The sequence below is a fragment of the Streptomyces sp. NPDC051243 genome (assembly GCF_044455405.1).
GTDB lineage: Bacteria > Actinomycetota > Actinomycetes > Streptomycetales > Streptomycetaceae > Streptomyces.
Genome location: NZ_JBITES010000016.1, coordinates 130,306 through 147,173 on the forward strand (window position 1 = coordinate 130,306; position 16,868 = coordinate 147,173).

General features: G+C 71.8%; 18 protein-coding genes. 10 read left to right on the forward strand and 8 right to left on the reverse strand.

Annotated elements, in window-relative coordinates; genetic code table 11:
- Positions 1–117: 117 nt before the first annotated feature.
- Positions 118–1,476 carry an MFS transporter gene (locus ACIBAG_RS34815; RefSeq protein ID WP_399110761.1) on the forward strand — a complete coding sequence of 453 codons (1,359 nt, stop codon included), beginning with the start codon at positions 118–120 and terminating at the stop codon, positions 1,474–1,476.
- A 23-nt stretch (positions 1,477–1,499) separates the two neighbouring features.
- Here the strand turns inward: ACIBAG_RS34815 and ACIBAG_RS34820 are convergent, their stop codons facing one another.
- Complete coding sequence (locus tag ACIBAG_RS34820; protein WP_399110763.1) at positions 1,500–1,730, reverse strand: hypothetical protein; 231 nt, start codon at positions 1,728–1,730, stop codon at positions 1,500–1,502.
- A gap of 58 nt (positions 1,731–1,788) precedes the next feature.
- On the opposite strand from ACIBAG_RS34820, the gene map reads away from it, so the two are divergent.
- Positions 1,789–2,646 (forward strand): type I methionyl aminopeptidase, encoded by an 858-nt coding sequence (gene map / locus ACIBAG_RS34825; protein ID WP_399110764.1) that lies wholly within the window; start codon positions 1,789–1,791, stop codon positions 2,644–2,646.
- 125 nt (positions 2,647–2,771) lie between these two features.
- A complete protein-coding gene (locus tag ACIBAG_RS34830; protein WP_399110765.1) occupies positions 2,772–3,419 on the forward strand; it encodes a heme oxygenase (biliverdin-producing) in 648 nt (215 codons plus the stop codon).
- 3 nt (positions 3,420–3,422) lie between these two features.
- Here ACIBAG_RS34830 and ACIBAG_RS34835 read toward each other — a convergent pair whose 3' ends face one another.
- Positions 3,423–4,067: a PhzF family phenazine biosynthesis protein gene (locus tag ACIBAG_RS34835; RefSeq protein WP_399110767.1), complete on the reverse strand. Its 645-nt coding sequence runs from the start codon at positions 4,065–4,067 to the stop codon at positions 3,423–3,425.
- Positions 4,060–4,869 carry a hypothetical protein gene (locus ACIBAG_RS34840; protein WP_399110768.1) on the reverse strand — a complete coding sequence of 270 codons (810 nt, stop codon included), beginning with the start codon at positions 4,867–4,869 and terminating at the stop codon, positions 4,060–4,062. Before ACIBAG_RS34840 ends, ACIBAG_RS34835 begins: the two co-directional genes overlap by 8 nt.
- 24 nt (positions 4,870–4,893) lie before the next feature.
- Between ACIBAG_RS34840 and ACIBAG_RS34845 the strand changes: the two genes are divergently transcribed.
- The 6 genes from ACIBAG_RS34845 to ACIBAG_RS34870 all read left to right on the forward strand — a co-directional run bounded on the left by ACIBAG_RS34845 (position 4,894) and on the right by ACIBAG_RS34870 (position 11,319).
- Positions 4,894–5,985: a FecCD family ABC transporter permease gene (locus tag ACIBAG_RS34845; RefSeq protein WP_399110770.1), complete on the forward strand. Its 1,092-nt coding sequence runs from the start codon at positions 4,894–4,896 to the stop codon at positions 5,983–5,985.
- Between the two features lie 141 nt (positions 5,986–6,126).
- Complete coding sequence (locus tag ACIBAG_RS34850) at positions 6,127–6,945, forward strand: heme ABC transporter ATP-binding protein (RefSeq protein ID WP_399110771.1); 819 nt, start codon at positions 6,127–6,129, stop codon at positions 6,943–6,945.
- 127 nt (positions 6,946–7,072) lie between these two features.
- The gene (gene efeO / locus ACIBAG_RS34855; RefSeq protein ID WP_399110773.1) at positions 7,073–8,230 is read left to right on the forward strand and encodes an iron uptake system protein EfeO; all 1,158 of its coding nucleotides are present in this window, start codon (positions 7,073–7,075) and stop codon (positions 8,228–8,230) included.
- Between the two features lie 13 nt (positions 8,231–8,243).
- Positions 8,244–9,488, forward strand: coding sequence for an iron uptake transporter deferrochelatase/peroxidase subunit (gene efeB / locus ACIBAG_RS34860; RefSeq protein ID WP_399110775.1), 1,245 nt, complete (start codon positions 8,244–8,246; stop codon positions 9,486–9,488).
- A 6-nt stretch (positions 9,489–9,494) separates the two neighbouring features.
- On the forward strand, positions 9,495–10,367 hold the full coding sequence (efeU, locus tag ACIBAG_RS34865; protein WP_399110777.1) for an iron uptake transporter permease EfeU: 873 nt from the start codon (positions 9,495–9,497) through the stop codon (positions 10,365–10,367).
- Positions 10,327–11,319, forward strand: a complete 993-nt coding sequence (locus tag ACIBAG_RS34870; RefSeq protein WP_399110779.1) for a hypothetical protein — start codon at positions 10,327–10,329, stop codon at positions 11,317–11,319. The genes efeU and ACIBAG_RS34870 overlap by 41 nt, the downstream gene beginning before the upstream one ends.
- A 45-nt stretch (positions 11,320–11,364) precedes the next feature.
- Here ACIBAG_RS34870 and ACIBAG_RS34875 read toward each other — a convergent pair whose 3' ends face one another.
- Positions 11,365–12,096 (reverse strand): bifunctional DNA primase/polymerase, encoded by a 732-nt coding sequence (locus tag ACIBAG_RS34875; RefSeq protein ID WP_399110781.1) that lies wholly within the window; start codon positions 12,094–12,096, stop codon positions 11,365–11,367.
- Positions 12,097–12,244: 148 nt separating this feature from the next.
- Positions 12,245–12,886 (reverse strand): TetR/AcrR family transcriptional regulator, encoded by a 642-nt coding sequence (locus ACIBAG_RS34880; RefSeq protein WP_399110782.1) that lies wholly within the window; start codon positions 12,884–12,886, stop codon positions 12,245–12,247.
- A gap of 112 nt (positions 12,887–12,998) precedes the next feature.
- Here ACIBAG_RS34880 and ACIBAG_RS34885 point away from each other — a divergent pair, with 112 nt between their 5' ends.
- Positions 12,999–13,202 carry a DUF6243 family protein gene (locus ACIBAG_RS34885; protein WP_399110783.1) on the forward strand — a complete coding sequence of 68 codons (204 nt, stop codon included), beginning with the start codon at positions 12,999–13,001 and terminating at the stop codon, positions 13,200–13,202.
- A gap of 100 nt (positions 13,203–13,302) precedes the next feature.
- Here ACIBAG_RS34885 and ACIBAG_RS34890 read toward each other — a convergent pair whose 3' ends face one another.
- The 3 genes from ACIBAG_RS34890 to ACIBAG_RS34900 form a co-directional block, all read right to left on the reverse strand.
- Positions 13,303–14,301: a small ribosomal subunit Rsm22 family protein gene (locus tag ACIBAG_RS34890; protein ID WP_399110784.1), complete on the reverse strand. Its 999-nt coding sequence runs from the start codon at positions 14,299–14,301 to the stop codon at positions 13,303–13,305.
- Positions 14,302–14,362: 61 nt separating this feature from the next.
- Complete coding sequence (locus ACIBAG_RS34895; RefSeq protein WP_399110786.1) at positions 14,363–15,550, reverse strand: serine hydrolase domain-containing protein; 1,188 nt, start codon at positions 15,548–15,550, stop codon at positions 14,363–14,365.
- Entirely contained in the window at positions 15,490–16,800 is a 1,311-nt protein-coding gene (locus ACIBAG_RS34900) for a multidrug effflux MFS transporter (RefSeq protein ID WP_399110787.1), read from the reverse strand. The genes ACIBAG_RS34895 and ACIBAG_RS34900 overlap by 61 nt, the downstream gene beginning before the upstream one ends.
- Positions 16,801–16,868: the final 68 nt, after the last annotated feature.

Sequence of the window (16,868 nt, forward strand, 5' to 3'; positions counted from 1 at the left end):
CGTCGCCACCGGCCGTCCTGCGGCCCTTCCCCGCCGCGTCCCCTCGCCGAGCCCCGACCCGCCCCGCCCCGCAAAACCGTTTGCCTCCCCCGCATCCTCACCCGAGCATGGCCCCTCGTGACGGACGACGGCCCCACCTCCCCCACCCCCGCTCCTCCTTCCCGGCTCCGCGCCGTACTCCCCGATCTCGCGCCCTGGCACGCCTCCGCCGACTTCCGGAAGCTGTGGCTGGCCGGGCTGATCTCCAACTTCGGCAGTTTTCTGACCTTCGTCGCGCTGCCGGTGCAGATCAAGGAGCTGACCGGGTCCGCGGCGGCGGTCGGCGCGATCGGTGCCGTGGAGCTGGTGCCGTTGGTGGTGTTCGGGCTGTACGGGGGCGCGCTCGCCGACGCGCTCGACAAGCGGAAGCTGATCCTGTGGACCGAGGCCGGGCAGGCCCTGCTGAGCGCGGCGCTGCTGGTCAACGCGTTGCTACCGAGCCCCGCGGTGTGGCCGCTGTACGCGGTCGCCGCCCTGTCCTCCGCGCTCGTCTCGGTCCAGCGCCCCGCCCTGGACTCGCTGTGGCCCCGGATCGTCGCCCATGAGCACCTCCCCGCGGCCGGTTCGCTCAACGCGCTGCGCTGGCAGGTCGGCGGGGTCGCGGGCCCGGCCCTGGCCGGGGTGGTCGTCGCGTACGCGGGGCTCGGCTGGGCATACGGCGCGGATCTGCTGACGTTCGTCGTCTCCGTCCTGCTCACGCTCTCCATCGCCGCCTCCCCCGCCTCCCACGCCGCCGCGAAGCCGTCCCTCAAGGCGATCGCCGAGGGCGCCCGGTACGCCTGGAGCCGCAAGGAGCTCCTCGGCACGTACGTCATCGACATCACGGCGATGCTCTTCGCGATGCCGCTCGCCGTACTTCCGTTCCTCGCGGACGAGTTGGACGCCCCCTGGTCGCTCGGCCTGATGTACGCGGCCGTCCCGGCGGGGGCGATGGTGGTGAGCCTGACCAGCGGCTGGACGTCCCGGGTGCACCGGCACGGACGGGTCGTGGTGCTGTCGGCGGCGCTGTGGGGCGCGGCGATCGCGGCCGCCGGTGTGTCCCGCGACGTCTGGCTGGTGCTGCTGTTCCTGACGCTGGGCGGCGCCGCCGACATGGTGAGCGGGATCTTCCGCGGGGTGATGTGGAACCAGACGATCCCGGACGAGCTGCGCGGCCGGCTCGCCGGGATCGAGTTGCTGTCGTACTCGGTCGGCCCGCAGCTCGGCCAGACCTATGTGGGCGGTGTCGCCGCCTGGAAGGGCGTCAGGACGTCTGTCTGGTCGGGCGGGCTGCTGTGCGTGGGCGCGGTGGGGCTGCTGGCGCTGTGCCTGCCGAAGCTGATGTCGTACGACGCGCGCACGAACGAGCACGCGGTACGGCTGCGCGAGCAGCGGGCGGCGGCAGCGGCGGCGACCACGTCGGGGCCGGCGCCGGCCCCGACGCCCGCGGAGGGTTGAATCAGTGCCCTCGGAGGGTTGAGTCAGTCGTCGTCCGCCGGGCCGGTCGGGGCGTCGTGCCAGCGGGGGTCGTTCTCCCACTCCAGGTTGCGTTCCCGCGCCAGGTCCATCGCGTGCTGGGCCTCTTCCCTGCTGGTGTACGGCCCGAAGCGGTCCTTGGCCGGGCACTCCGGCCCCTCCTCGACCTTCTTGTGGACGAGGCAGTAGTACCACTCGCCCGGCTTCCCGACCGTACGCTTCTTGAACAAGGCCATGACCGGCTCCTCTCGCCACCGTCATGTTCCCCCATGCCCGCTGGTTAGACTCGCTTGCATGTCTGGCCAGTCGCTGCTCGTACCGGGGGAGCTGTCCCCCACCCGTTCCGTGCCCGGAAACATCCGCCGCCCCGAGTACGTCGGCAAACCCGCGCCGACGCCGTACACCGGTCCGGAGGTGCAGACTCCGGAGACCGTGGAGGCGATGCGGATCGCCGGCCGGATCGCGGCGCGGGCGATGGCCGAGGCGGCGAAGCTGATCGCCCCCGGGGTCACCACCGACGAACTGGACAAGGTGGCGCACGACTACATGTGCGACCACGGTGCCTACCCCTCGACGCTCGGCTACCGCGGCTTCCCCAAGTCCCTGTGCACGAGCGTCAACGAGGTGATCTGCCACGGCATCCCGGACTCCACGGTGCTGCGCGACGGCGACATCATCAACCTCGACGTGACGGCGTACATCGGCGGGGTGCACGGCGACAACAACGCGACGTACCTGGTGGGCGACGTCGACGAGGAGAGCCGCCTGCTGGTGGAGCGCACCCGCGAGTCGCTGAACCGTGCGATCAAGGCGGTCAGGCCGGGCCGCCAGATCAATGTGATCGGCCGGGTGATCGAGTCGTACGCGAAGCGCTTCGGCTACGGCGTGGTCCGCGACTTCACCGGCCACGGCATCAACTCGTCCTTCCACTCGGGCCTGATCATCCCGCACTACGACAGCCCGCACGCGACGACGGTGATCCAGCCCGGCATGACCTTCACCATCGAGCCGATGCTGACGCTCGGGACGCACGAGTACGACATGTGGGACGACGGCTGGACGGTCGTCACGAAGGACCGTAAGCGGACGGCGCAGTTCGAGCACACGCTGGTGGTGACGGAGACGGGGGCGGAGATCCTCACGCTGCCCTGATCGCCGGCCTGATCGCCGACCTTCGAGCCCGCCCTGCCAGGGCGGGCTTTCTCTTGTACGCTTTTACCGACAGGGCGTCGGCAAACCTATTGACTTAGGTAAGCCTTACCTCAGAGGATATGGCCATGGAGCCCTTCTCGACTCTCATCCGCACCGCGTCGCACGAACAGCACGTGGAGGCCGAGACCTCGACGTTCATGAGCGACCTGCTCGGCGGACGGCTCGGCGTCGACGCGTACGCGCGCTACACCGAGCAGTTGTGGTTCGTGTACGACGCACTGGAGGCCGGGACCGAGCGGCTGGCGTCGGACCCGGTGGCGGGACCCTTCATCCGGCCGGAGTTGTTCCGGCTGCCGGCGCTGGAGCGGGACCTTGCGCATCTGCGCGGTCCGGGCTGGCGGGCGGGGCTGTCGGCGCTCCCGGCGACGCGGACGTATGCGGACCGGGTGCGCGAGTGCGCCGAGCGCTGGCCGGGCGGCTATGTCGCCCACCACTACACCCGCTACCTCGGCGACCTCTCCGGCGGCCAGATCATCCGCGACAAGGCGGAGAAGACGTGGGGCTTCGCCAAGAAGGGCGACGGGGTCCGGTTCTACGTCTTCGAGCAGATCCCCAACCCGGCGGCGTTCAAGCGGAGTTACCGCGAGCTGCTGGACGCGGTGCACGCCGACGATCTGGAGAGGCAGCGGATCGTGACGGAGTGCAAGAAGGCCTTCGCCCTGAACACCGGGGTCTTCCGGGCGTTGGGCGAGGAGTTCCCGCTGAGCGCGTGAGGCTCAGCGTTCCAGGACGACCCGGCCGCCGAGTTCGACCCAGTCCCCGGGCTGCGGCGCGGTGAGGAGCTGCGAACCGGCGCCCTGGGTGATGTTGAGCGCCCGGCCGAGCCGATGGGTGAGCTGGATGGCCGCGGCGCCGGTCGCCTCGTCCTCCTCGATGCCGTCGCCACGCCCGGGAAAGCCACGGGCCCGGACGCGTCCGGCGGCCTCGTCCTCCCAGGCCCAGGCGTAGATCCACTCCCCTGCCGGGGGCACGGTGAGGTCGTCGACCTCGGCGGCGGTCGCGTACTGCCGCAAGGTGCGCGGCGGAGCCCACTCCGCCCGCGCCTCGATCCAGCTGAACTCCCCGTCCAGCCGCGCGCCCACCACACCGGCGGGCGTGACCAGCTCGGGCACGTCGAGCAGCCAGGCCGCGCCGACGCACGGGTAACCGGCGAAGGGCAGCCGCACGGAGGGCGTGTAGATGTCGATGACCCCACGCTCGGGGTCGTCCACGAACACGGTCTCGCTGAAGCCGAGCTTCGCGGCCAACGCCTGCCGCTCGCTCCGCTCGGGGATCACCGAGCCGTCACGGACGACGCCGAGTTCGTTGCCGTATCCGCCCCTGGGTCCGCAGAAGACGCGGAGGACGTCGTAGTCAGTCACGGGGGCATTCAAGCATCGTGCCCACGGCGAGGTCGTCCCAGGCGGGGGCTCCCCCGGGGAGGTTCCAGGAGGGGGTGGGGGCGGTGTCGTACGGCAGGGAGGCGACGGCGTCGGCGTAGCCGCGTTCCACAGCGGCCCGTTGACCCCGGAGGTCCGGATGCGGCGGGCGGGAGTCCAGGCCGTCCATACGCTGCCGGTGCGCCGCGGTGACCTCCTCGGCCGTCCGCCGCCACAGTTCCTCGTCCACCACGCTCCTGAGCTCCACGCACACCGGTTCCGCCCCCTCCGCGAGCGCGGCCAGGGCGCGGTCGTGGCCGTCCGGGATCAGCCGGCCGTCGAAGAAGGAAACCCACCAAAGGAGTACGGGCGCGAGCGTGCCGTCCCTCGCGTGCTTGCGGTACGCCTTCACACGCAGGGCGTCGGGCGGGGAGAGGCGGCGCAGGGGCAGCACTCCGTGCCAGCCGCCCCCGCAGTACAGCTCCAGGCTGCCGCCCGGCCGGTCCCGGACGAAGTCCTCGGTCCAGCTACCCGGCGCGAAGCCGGTACGGCCCGCCAGCTCCCAGCGTCCGTCGCGCAACGGGGTCCCTTCAGCATCCTCCAGCCACCGCGCGTACCTGTGCGGCCAGTCGACCTCTGATCGCCTGGCCGACGAGCGCAGCGCCGGAAGCGGCGAGCGGAAGCCGTCCAGGCGGTGCAGACACAGCTCCGGGCAGCAGCCCTCGCCCGCCGACCGCCCCGGCAACAGGGGCCGCTCCCCCTGTCGCAGCAGCCGTATCCACGGCCGCACCCCGGAAGGTGACAACAAAGGTAAGGCTAACCTAAACCCATGACCGTACTGGAGAAGCCCGCGCCCGAGGCCACCTCGGACGCCACCCCACCATCCAGACGCCGCCCCACGACCGCCTGGCTGCTGACCACCGGCCTGGCCCTCGCCCTCCTCGCCCTCGTGCCGGTCGCCGCGGGCATCGGTGCCTACCCGGTTCCCGTCGGTGACGTCCTCGCCTCCATCCAGCACCGCGCCGGCCTCGGCGGCACCGAACTCGACCGCGTCGCCGAGTCGGTGCTCTGGAACGTCCGCTTCCCGCGCATCGTGCTCGCGCTGCTCATCGGCGCCTCCCTCGGCTGCGCCGGCGCGCTGATGCAGGGCGTGTTCGGCAATCCGCTCGCCGAGCCCGGCGTCATCGGCGTCTCCTCGGGCGCGGCGGTCGGCGCGGTCGGCACGATCGCGGTCGGCGTCGACTTCCTCGGCACCTGGACGGTTTCCGTCTTCGCGTTCGTCTCCGGACTCGCCACCGTCCTGCTCGTGTACGCGATGTCGCGCTCCGGCGGCCGTACCGAGGTGGTGACGCTGATCCTCACCGGTATCGCCGTGAACGCCTTCTGCGGGGCGGTGATCGGGCTGTTCCTGTTCTTCGCGGACACCGCGGCCATCCAGCAGATCACCTTCTGGCAGCTCGGCTCGCTCTCCCAGGCGACCTGGCCGAAGGTGCTGGCGGTGCTGCCGTGCGCCGCGCTCGGACTCGCCGTCGCCCCGCTGTACGCCCGCCGCCTGGACCTGCTGGCCCTGGGCGAACGGCCCGCGCGGCATCTGGGCGTCGACGTCGAGCGGCTGCGCATCGTCCTCGTCCTGGTCATCGCCCTGCTGACGGCCGCCGCGGTGAGCGTGTCCGGGATCATCGGCTTCGTCGGTCTCGTCGTGCCGCATCTGCTGCGGATGGCGGCGGGGCCGGGGCATCGGTTCCTGGTGCCGGCCAGTGCGCTGCTGGGGGCGCTGGTCCTGCTCGCGGCGGACCTGGTGTCCCGCACGATCGCGGCGCCCGCGGAGTTGCCGCTCGGGGTGTTGACGGCGCTGCTGGGAAGTCCGTTCTTCTTCTGGTTGCTGCGGCGGACTCGGCGGCGGCAAGGGGGGTGGACCTAGGTCGCGGACACGGCCTAGGGCCGGCACGTCGACCGCGCGACACCACGCCGGCCCTCCTTCCCGGCACGACGGCCCTCAGCCCCCACGACCTGTTCGGCGGTGCCGAACCGCCCGCGACCGACTCCTCCAAGGAGCCCGCCCATGAGACTTCTCCGCCCGCGCCCCGCTCCCCCACCCCCCGCCGCCCCCGGCGACACCCTGGCCGAGGCCGACGACCTCCACGTCCGCCTCGGCACCCGCCCCGTCCTGCACGGCGTCTCCCTCCCCGTCCGCGCCGGTGAGGTGCTCGCGCTCGTCGGCCCCAACGGTGCCGGAAAGTCCACCCTGTTGAGCGCGCTGGCCGCCGACGTCCCGGCCGCCGAGGGTGTCGTACGGATCCACGGTCGCCCGGCGACCGACTGGTCCGCGCCCGACCTCGCCCTGCGCCGCGCGGTGCTGCCGCAGTCGGCGACGCTCTCCTTCCCCTTCCCGGTGGAGGACGTCGTACGGATGGGACGCGCACCCCACGCCTCCTCCCCCGCCGAGGACGACCTCGCCGTCGCCGAGGCGATGGCCGCCACCGAGGTGACCGACTTCGCCGTACGGCCGTTCTCCGCGCTCAGCGGCGGTGAGCGGGCCCGCGTGGCGCTCGCCCGGGTGCTCGCGCAGCGCGCCCCGCTGCTGCTGCTCGACGAGCCGACGGCGGCGCTGGACCTCCGGCACCAGGAGCTGGTGCTGAGGGTGTGCCGGGAGCGGGCGCGGGCCGGGGACGCGGTGGTGGTCGTCCTGCACGATCTGGGGCTCGCGGCGGCCTATGCGCACCGGGTCGCGATCCTGCACGCCGGGCGGGTCGCGGCCGACGGGCCGCCGGCCGAGGTGTTCACCGAACGGCTGCTGTCGGAGGTCTACGACCAGCCCGTGGAGGTGCTTCCCCATCCGCGGACGGGGGCGTTGCTCGTGACCCCGCTACGCAATCTTTGACGTTCCTTTGGCTTCTCTATGGGCTCGGTTTTGACCACTTAGGCAATCCTTATCCGAGTTAGGCGAGCCTCACCTTCCTAGCTCGTGAGCCACGTCACGCACACTTTCGGCCACCCCTGGAGCCCTCATGCGCACCGTCAGACTCCCCGTCACCACCGCCGTCGCCGCCGTGGCAGCCCTGACCGCCGTCACGGGGTGCACGGAGAAGGGCAGTTCGGCGGGGAGCGACCGGGTCGTCAACGTGACGGCGACGGACGACAAGTGCGAGGTGTCGAAGAAGGAGTTCCCGGCCGGGCATGTCGAGCTCGCCGTCGAGAACAAGGGATCCAAGGTCACCGAGGTCTACATCCTCTTCCCGGACGACCGCATCGTCACCGAGCGCGAGAACATAGGCCCCGGCACCAAGCAGACCGTCACCGCCGAGGTGAAGGCGGGCGACTACACGATCGCCTGCAAGCCCGGCATGAAGGGCGACGGCATCCGGCAGAGCGTCAAGGCCACCGGGGACGGCGCCGTCGCCCAGCGCGACCCGCGGCTCGACAAGGCCGTCGCCGCCTACCGCGAGTACGCGCAAGCGCAGGCCGACGAGACGCTGCCGCTGGCCGAGGCCTTCGCCAAGGCCGTCAAGGACGGGGACATCGAGGCCGCGAAGAAGGCCTACGCCACCTCCCGCATCGGCTGGGAGCGCACCGAGCCGGTCGCCGAGTCCTTCGGCGACATCGACCCGAAGGTCGACGTCCGCGAGGACGGCCTGGCGGCCGGCCAGGACCCGGCCACCGACTGGACCGGCTGGCACCGGCTGGAGAAGGCCCTGTGGCAGGACAAGAAGATCGGCGACCGTGAGAAGGAGCTCGCCGACCTGCTCGTCAAGGACCTGAAGGACTGGCAGAACCGGGTCGGCAAGGCCGAGATCACCCCGACCTCCATGGCCAACGGCGCCAAGGAACTCCTCGACGAGGTCGCCACCGGCAAGGTCACCGGCGAGGAGGAGCGCTACTCGCACACCGACCTCGTCGACTTCAAGGCCAACGTCGAGGGCGCGCAGAAGGCCTACGAACTGCTGAAGCCGGTCGCCCAGGAGAACGACGCGGCGCTGGTCACCGAACTCGACAAGCAGTTCGGCGCGTTGAACGCGCTGCTCGACAAGTACCGCGCGGACAAGTCGTCGTACGACTTCACCTCGTACGACAAGGTCGGCGACGCCGACCGCAAGGAGCTGTCGGACGGTGTCAACGCCCTCGCGGAGCCGCTGTCCAAGCTCGCCGCCGCCGTCGTCGTGAAGTAAGGCGGGCACCCTCATGACCGAGACTCCTTCCTCCCCGTCCCGGCGTGCCCTGATCGGCTGGGGCGGGGCCGGGCTCGCGCTCGGTGCCGTCGCGGCCGGGGGTGCCGTGGCGATGACCGGCACGGGCCCTGACGTGGACCCCGTCGGCGCCGAGGCGGGCGCCGCCGTCGAGTTCCACGGCGACCAGCAGGCCGGTATCGCCACCCCGGTGCAGGACCGGCTGCACTTCGCCGCGTTCGACGTGAAGACCGACGACCGCGCCGAGTTCGTGCGGCTGCTGAAGGACTGGACGGCGGCCGCACGCCGGATGACCGCCGGGCAGGCGGTCGGCGAGGGCGGGTACGGCGGTCCGGCCGAGGCGCCGCCGGACGACACCGGTGAGGCGCTGGGGCTGAAGCCGTCGCGGCTGACCCTCACCATCGGGTTCGGTCCGTCCCTGTTCGAGAAGTTCCAGCTCGCCGACCGGCGGCCCGAAGCCCTCGTCGAACTGCCGCACTTCGCCGGTGACAACCTCGACAAGAACCGCAGCGGCGGCGACCTGTGCGTCCAGGCCTGCGCGGACGACCCGCAGGTCGCCGTGCACGCGATCCGCAACCTGGCCCGCATCGGCTTCGGCAAGGTCGTCATCCGCTGGTCCCAGCTGGGCTTCGGGAAGACCTCGTCCACGACCCCCGAGGAGCAGACCCCGCGCAACCTCATGGGCTTCAAGGACGGGACACGGAACATCGCCGGCACGGAGACGGACCGGCTGAAGAAGTTCGTGTGGGTCGGCGAGAAGGACGGCCCGGCGTGGATGACCGGCGGGTCCTACCTCGTCGCCCGGCGCATCCGTATGCACATCGAGACCTGGGACCGCACCTCCCTGCGGGAGCAGGAGGACATCATCGGCCGCGACAAGGGCGAGGGCGCCCCGGTCGGCAAGGCGAAGGAGCGTGACGAGCCGTTCCTGAAGGCGATGCTGCCCGACGCGCACGTCCGGCTCGCGCACCCCGACTCCAACGACGGGGCGACGATCCTGCGCCGCGGCTACTCCTTCACCGACGGCACCGACGGCCTGGGCAGGCTGGACGCGGGGTTGTTCTTCCTCGCCTACCAGCGCGACCCGCGCACCGGGTTCATCCCGATCCAGCGCAACCTGGCGATCGACTCGCTCAACGAGTACATCCAGCACGTGGGTTCGGCGATCTACGCGATCCCGCCCGGCGTCCGCGACAAGAACGACTGGTGGGGCAGCACGCTGTTCGCCAAGGAGGCGTGAGGGACCGTGTTCTCCAACTATCTGATCGGTCTGCGCGAGGGCCTGGAGGCCAGCCTCGTCGTCTGCATCCTCATCGCCTATCTGGTGAAGACGGACCGCCGGGACGCCCTCAGGCCCATCTGGATCGGCATCGGCGTCGCGGTCGCCCTCGCGCTCGGTTTCGGCTGCGCGCTCGAATTCGGCTCGCAGGAGCTGACGTTCGAGGCGCAGGAGGCGCTCGGCGGGTCGCTGTCGCTCCTCGCGGTGGTCCTGGTGACGTGGATGGTGTTCTGGATGCGCCGCACCGCCCGGCACCTCAAGGCCGAGCTGCACGGCAAGCTGGACGCGGCCCTGCGGATGGGCACCGGCGCACTGGTGGCGACCGCGTTCCTCGCCGTCGGCCGGGAGGGCCTGGAGACGGCCCTGTTCGTGTGGGCTTCCGTGCGCGCGGCCGGCGACGGCACCCCGCGCCCGCTGATCGGCGTCGCCCTCGGCATCGCCACCGCGATCGTCCTGGGCTGGCTGTTCTACCGCGGCGCCCTGCGCATCAACCTGGCCAGGTTCTTCACCTGGACCGGCGGCATGCTGGTGGTCGTGGCGGCGGGCGTGCTGGCGTACGGCTTCCACGATCTGCAGGAGGCGCGCTGGCTGCCGGGCCTGAGCGACAAGGCCTTCGACGTCAGCGACACCATCGATCCGTCGAGTTGGTACGGCACCGTGCTGAAGGGCGTCTTCAACTTCCAGCCCGACCCGACCGTCCTCCAGGTCACGGTGTGGCTGCTGTACCTGATCCCGACGCTCACGCTGTTCCTCGCACCGGTAGGGTTCGCCTCCGGGAAGGGGAAGGTGAAGGGACCTGATGAGCAGGGAACGCGGCCCTCGAAGGCTCCGCAGGCTTGACCGGAGCGCACTGATAGCTGCCTCGGTGACCGCTTTGTCGCTGACGGCGAGCGGATGCGTGGTGGTCCACGGGGAGCGGGAGATTCTCCCCTCGGCCACCAAAGCGGAGGCTGCCAAGGCCCTAGAGCAGTTCACAACCGCGTACAACAAGGCGGACAAGGCGTACGACAGCTCCCTCGACGCCGACTACGTCACCGGCGCCCTGAGCGACATCGATGCGGCGCGGCTGAAGGCGGGCAAGGCGGTGAGCCCCGGCGGCAACGCGGCACACACCCCGCTGAAGCTGTCGGACATCAAGTTCACGATCCCGAAGAAGGCGGGCTGGCCACGCTGGTTCCTGGCCGACGCGGCCGGCAACAAGTTCGGCAGCGCGCGCTGGTTCTTCGTGTTCACCCGCCACAGCCTGGACGAGCCGTGGGAGGCCGCGTATCTGACGCTGGTGGCCCCCGACGACGTGCCGAAGTTCAAGACGGACAAGGACGGCTGGGCCGAGGCCATCCCCGCGAACTCGGCCGAACTGGCCGTGCCTCCGGGGGACTTGAGCAAGGCGTACGCGAGCTACCTCAAGGACGGCGGGGACGCCTTCGCGCCCGGCCGCCACACCAGCGGGTGGCGTGCCGACCGGGCGAAGGACGCCAAGCGGCCGGGCCTGGTCAGCCAGTTCATCGACGAACCGCTCACGAACGGCGACTACGCCCCGCTGGCGCTGCGCACCACGGACGGCGGCGCGCTGGTGTTCTTCACCACGCGCTACTACGAGAAGCGGACCGCCTACGCGGGCACCTCGGTCCCCTCGCCGGGCAAGGCCGTCGAGGCCCTGACGAAGGGCGAGATAAAGCAGTCGCTCACGATGGAGATCATCTCCACCGAGGTGGCCCTGGACCCGAAGGGCTCCGGCAAGGTGGAGGTCATCGGCCGGACCCAGGGACTCACGTCGGCGAAGGGCGAGTGACGTCACTCGGGGCGGCGGCTCGGCGCGGCCGCCCCGGACGGCGGCTCAGTGCCGCAGCGGCCAGGCCGCGCCGGCGTGGTGGGACTCCTGGCCGGCGTGGCGGGCGCAGGCGTCGGTGAGGATCTCCAGCAGGCTCAGCGGGTCGGGCAGCGGGTGTTCGAGCCCGCGCACCCAGTGCACGGTCTGGCCCTCGCCGGGCAGCCGGGCGGGCGGTACGAGGACGTAGGACCCGCGGCAGTGCCAGCGCAGCCCCGGGTGCTCGTCCATGGTCTCGGGGTGGCAGTCCAGCTCGCAGGGCCACCACTCGTCCTCGTCCTCGGGGGTGCCGCGGGTGAGGGTGAAGAACAGCATGCGGCCGTCGTCGCTCTCGGCGACCGGTCCGACCTCGATGCCGGAGTCGAGCAGCCGCTCCAGCGCCTCGCGCCCGGCCTCGATCGGCACGTCGAGGACGTCGTGCACCATGCCGGTCGCGGTGATGAAGTTGGCCTGCGGCTGATGGCGGGCCCAGCGCTCGATCTGGGCGCGGTCGGTGGTGGACTGCGTCTGCCAGGCGAAGGACACCGGGTGCCGGGCGGGGGTGGGACAGCCGACCCGGTCACAGGAACAGCGGTAGCCGGCGGGGTGCGCGGCGGGCGCGAGGGGCAGTCCCGCGGCGGCGGCGGCCAGCAGCAGGGCCTCTCTGCCGCCGTCGTCGGCGGTGTCCCTGGGGCGGCGTCCGCGCAGCCACTGGGAGAGTTTGCCCTGTAGGCCGGTCCGGCCGCCCAACTCCGCGCTCATCTATCGCCTCGCCTCGCTGTCGTGCGGAACAGCATGCCCTATGGTCCCATCATCGTGCGCTCCGGGGGGCCGTAGCGGACAACCGGGGTAGGTGGGACGAGGCGTACACAGCACCTTGATCAGCGGTAATGGCCTGCTTTGGCGGGATTTACGCCCCTACCGTGCGCGGTGCGAGGCCGTACAGGGCGTAGTCGACCAACGTGTCCGTGTACTCGTACGAGATCGGGCCCGTGTGCTGGAGCCAGCGCTGGGCGAGGGGGGAGACCCAGAGCTCGAGGGCGATGCGCGGGTCGACCTCCTGGCGGACCTGGCCGACCTCCTGGGCGGCGCGCACCCGGTCGACGTACAGCCGGAGCGAGGGTTCGAGGAGCTTGGCCACGAAGACCCGGCCGAGCTCCTCGTTGACCACACCCTCGGCGGCGAGGGCGCGGGACGGGACTTCGAAGCGGGGGTCCTTGAGCTGGTCGACGGTGAGGCGCAGGACGGCCTTGAGGTCCGCGGCGAGGTCGCCGGTGTCCGGGATCGCGAACTCGTACTCCGGGCCCGCGTCCCGGGACGCCTGTTCACTCAGGTCGAGGAAGGCCTCCAGCAGGACGTCCGCCTTCGACGACCACCACCGGTAGATCGTCTGCTTGCCGACGCCGGCGCGGGCGGCGATGCCCTCGATCGTGGTCCTGGGGTAGCCGACTTCCCCGACGAGGGCGAGGGCGGCGTCGTAGATGGCGCGGCGGGACTTCTCGCTGCGGCGGGTGGTGCTGGGGGCGGGGTGGGCGGACTTCTGGGCTGCCATGGCTCGAATTTATCAGGTTGACAAGACGGAGCGTCTCGCCGGACCCTGAGTGAGTCCAGGCGATCGAGACGAACCGTCTCGTTCCATCCATGGTGACGAAGGGAGCTCGACCATGGCCCGAAACGGAGCCGGAAACATGCTGGGCGTCGGCGGGACGCGGCGGAACCTCGGCCGCGGCGCGCTGCGCGGAGGCGGCCGGGACGGCCGTATCGGCGGCGGCGCCGACCCCCGGACCCAGAAGAAGGAGCTGCTGCGCAAGTTCCAGGAGAAACAGGGGCAACTACGGGGAGAGGAGCCGGCCGACGGGGCGTCGTGACCGGTGTCGGCGTCACGGACCGGGCGGGGGCGCGGGCGAGGCTTCGTGCTGTGGGCCGGTCCTAGGCGTCGCGGGGCAGGCGGGACTTTGCGGACACGGCCTAGCGCTCTTCGTCCTCGGCCGGCGGCCAGGCGTCGCCCCAGGCCGCGTCGCGGGCCGCCTTGTAGAGGTCGCCGTGGCGTTTGGTGATCGTGGTGCGCCGCAGGGAGGGTTCGGTCTCGCACAGGTCGAGAAGGACCTGGCCCTTGCGGATCTGGGGTTTGCGTACGACGCGGGCGGGGGCCGGGGTGACGGGGTGGCGGGTGGCGGCGACGTAGGCGAACTTCTCGTCCTCGTAGGCGAGGGAGCCGCCCTTGATCTGGCGGTGGAGCGAGGAGCGGCTGACCCGTGCCGAGAAGTGGCACCAGTCCGTGCCGGGGACGATGGGGCAGGCGGCGCTGTGCGGGCAGGGCGCGGCGATGTGGAAGCCGGCGGTGACGAGGCGGTCGCGGGCCTCGATGACGCGGGTGTAGCCGTCCGGGGTGCCGGGCTCGACGATCACGACGGCCTGGGCGGCGGAGACGACGGTGTCGAGGAGGGCGGTGCGGTCGGGTGCGGTGAGCTCGTTGAGGACGTAGGAGACCGTGACCAGGTCGGTGGGGTCCAGGGTGAGCGCCGAGCCGATCCGGGCGCGGTGCCAACCGGCTTTCCCGAGCGCGGGGTTGGCGGCGGCGATCTCCCGGCCGATCGCGAGGGCGGGCTCGGCCCAGTCCAGTACGGTGACGTCGCGCTCGCCGGGCCAGGTGGCGGTGACCGCCCAGGTCGCGGCGCCGGTTCCGCCGCCGACGTCGGTGTGGCTGGTGGGGGCCCAGTCGGGGACGGCCCGCGCGAACGCCTCCAGTGCCGCGTGGACGGCCTCGAAGGTGGCGGGCATGCGGTAGGCGGCGTAGGCGGCGACGTCGGCGCGGTCTCGGAGGATGGGGGTGTGGGTGGGGGTGGCGCCCCGGTAGTTGGCGATGAGGCGTTCGACGGCCTGGGCGGCCTGGCGGGGCGGGAGACCGTCGAGGAGGTTGGCGAGGCTGTGGCGCAGGGTCTCGGCCGGGGGTACGGGGGCGTTCACTCGGCGATTCTACGAGGGCGCGCGGCGTGGGCGCGGGCCTCGGTTCTTCTCGCCGGCACCGCTACAGCTCCCGCACCGCCCGCGCCACCCTCGTGCCCACCGCCGCCCGTGGCCGGCTGTCCGGCCCCCGCCTGCGCGGATGCACCGCGTTCGCCAGCAGCACGACGAAAGTGTCCGTCGCCGGATCCAGCACCAGCGACGTCCCCGTGAACCCGGTGTGCCCCGCCGCTCCCCGCCCCGCCAGCTCCCCCATGAACCACGGCTGGTCGACCGCGAACCCCAGCCCGGGCGGGGTCAGCAGCAGCTCCACGAAGTCGGGGCCGAGGATGCGGGCGGGGCCGTACGCGCCGCCCGACAGCAGTGCGCGGCAGAAGATCGCCAGGTCCCGGGCCGTCGAGAACAGGCCCGCGTGGCCCGCCACCCCGCCCAGCGCCCACGCGTTCTCGTCATGGACGACACCCCGCAGCATCCCCCGGTCCGCCTTGGCCCACGGCCGCCGTTGGTCCTCGGTGGCCGCCGCGCCGGGGCACGGCCCGAAGTGGGTGGCGGTCATGCCGAGGGGGCGGGTGATGCCGTCGTGGACGAGGACGTCGAGGGTGCGGCTGGTGAGGCGTTCCAGTACGTGCTGGAGCAGGAGCAGGTTCAGGTCGGAGTAGCAGTAGGTGCCGGGCACGCCGATCGGTGGCTCCGCGCGTAGCATCTCCAGCCGCTCCGCGTCGTCCGCGCAGGCGTACAGGGGCAGTTCGGGCCGCAGTCCCGAGGTGTGCGTGAGCAGTTGGCGCACCGTGATGCCGTACCGGGCCGCCGCGCGGAAGTCCGGCAGGTACGCCCCGACCCGCGCGTCGATGCCGAGCGTGCCCCGCTCGATCTGCTGCACCGCGGCGACCGAGGTGAAGAGCTTGGTGAGGGAGGCCAGGTCGAAGGGCGTGTCCGTGGTCATCGGGACGCGGGAGCCGGGCGGCAGTTCCACCCCGGCGTCCTTGTCCTCGTCGTAGGAGGCGTACCGCACCGCCCAGCCGGCCGCCTCCTCCACCGCGAGGTACGGCCCCCGCCCGACGGCCAGCACCGCGCCGGCCGCCCAGGGGCGAGGGCCGGTGGTGAGGTCGTGGACCTCGCGGACGAGATGACGGATCTCCTCGGGGTCGAGTCCTGCCCTCTCCGGCGTGTCCTCGCGCAGTCTCGGCGCGCTCAGCTCTCTGCTCCCTCCGCACCCGCACTGCTGTCCGCACGTCTGTTCCAAGGACGGCACATTCCCATGAAGCAGGCCAGCGCCACCAGTGCTGCGGCCAGTTGGACGACGGCCATCGGGACGGCGGTGTCCTCCCCGGCGACGCCCACGAGGGGTGAGGCGATCGCGCCGATGAGGAAGGAGGACGTGCCGAGGAGCGCGGACGCGGAGCCGGCGGCGTTCTTGGTGCGCAGCAGGGCCAGCGCCTGGGTGTTGGGCAAGGTCACGCCCATCGCGGACATCAGGACGAAGAGGGCCGCGGCCACCGGCACCAGTCCGGCCTCGCCGAACACGCCCAGGGACATCAGCAGCAGCGCCGTCGCCGCCAGGATCACCACCGCCAGGCCCGCCCCCAGCACCCGGTCCAGGCTGACCCGGCCCACCAGCACCTTGCCGTTGATCTGGCCGACGACCACCAGCCCGACCGAGTTCAGCCCGAACAGCAGGCTGAAGGTCTGCGGTGAGGCCCCGTAGATCTCCTGGATCACGAACGGCGACGCCGATATGTAGGCGAAGAGGGCGGCGAAGGCGAACCCTCCCGCCAGCATGTACCCGGCGAAGGCACCGTCGGCGAGCAGTCCGCGCATGGCGCGCAGGGCCGCGCCGACCCCGCCGGGGTGCCGGTCGGCCGGCGGGAGGGTCTCGGGGAGCTTCCACCAGACGAGGCCCGCCAGCAGCACCCCGACCACCGTCAGCACGACGAACACGCCCCGCCAGTCCGTCACCCGCAGCACCTGCCCGCCGATGAGCGGCGCGATGATCGGGGCGACGCCGGAGATCAGCATGAGGGTGGAGAAGAAGCGGGCCATCGCCAGGCCGTCGAACAGATCGCGTACGACAGCCCGCGCGATCACTATCGCCGCCGCGCCCGCGAGTCCCTGCGCCAGCCGGAAGGCGACAAGGAGTCCGACGGTGGGCGCGAGCGCGCAGAGCGCCGTGGCGACGACGTACACCGCGAGACCCGCGAGCAGCGGGCGCCTGCGTCCCCATCGGTCGCTCATCGGGCCGACGACCAACTGCCCGAGCGCCATGCCGGCCAGGCAGGCGGTGAGCGTGAGCTGGACGGTCGCGGCGGGGGCGTGCAGGGAGCGGGTGACCTCCGGGAGCGCGGGGAGGTACATGTCCATCGCCAGCGGGGGCGTGGCGGTCAGGCCGCCGAGGACGAGGGTGACGAGGAGGCCGGTGCGGCGCAGGGAGCGGGTGGGCGGTTGCGTGGTCGTCGGTGTCGCTGTCTGCGGCACGTCCTGTGCCGGCCCCCCACGGTCGCCCATGCGCCCCTCCCTCTCCGAGTGATCCGCCCTCTATGCTCTCAGCTCGTACAGAGTGCCTAGGTCGTGTC

Coding starts and splice junctions, on each gene's coding strand:
- ACIBAG_RS34820 (WP_399110763.1), bottom strand. CDS start 1,730: ATGGCCTTGTTCAAGAAGCGTACGGTCGGGAAGCCGGGCGAGTGGTAC.
- map (WP_399110764.1), top strand. CDS start 1,789: ATGTCTGGCCAGTCGCTGCTCGTACCGGGGGAGCTGTCCCCCACCCGT.
- ACIBAG_RS34830 (WP_399110765.1), top strand. CDS start 2,772: ATGGAGCCCTTCTCGACTCTCATCCGCACCGCGTCGCACGAACAGCAC.
- ACIBAG_RS34845 (WP_399110770.1), top strand. CDS start 4,894: ATGACCGTACTGGAGAAGCCCGCGCCCGAGGCCACCTCGGACGCCACC.
- ACIBAG_RS34850 (WP_399110771.1), top strand. CDS start 6,127: ATGAGACTTCTCCGCCCGCGCCCCGCTCCCCCACCCCCCGCCGCCCCC.
- efeO (WP_399110773.1), top strand. CDS start 7,073: ATGCGCACCGTCAGACTCCCCGTCACCACCGCCGTCGCCGCCGTGGCA.
- efeB (WP_399110775.1), top strand. CDS start 8,244: ATGACCGAGACTCCTTCCTCCCCGTCCCGGCGTGCCCTGATCGGCTGG.
- ACIBAG_RS34870 (WP_399110779.1), top strand. CDS start 10,327: ATGAGCAGGGAACGCGGCCCTCGAAGGCTCCGCAGGCTTGACCGGAGC.
- ACIBAG_RS34875 (WP_399110781.1), bottom strand. CDS start 12,096: ATGAGCGCGGAGTTGGGCGGCCGGACCGGCCTACAGGGCAAACTCTCC.
- ACIBAG_RS34880 (WP_399110782.1), bottom strand. CDS start 12,886: ATGGCAGCCCAGAAGTCCGCCCACCCCGCCCCCAGCACCACCCGCCGC.
- ACIBAG_RS34885 (WP_399110783.1), top strand. CDS start 12,999: ATGGCCCGAAACGGAGCCGGAAACATGCTGGGCGTCGGCGGGACGCGG.
- ACIBAG_RS34900 (WP_399110787.1), bottom strand. CDS start 16,800: ATGGGCGACCGTGGGGGGCCGGCACAGGACGTGCCGCAGACAGCGACA.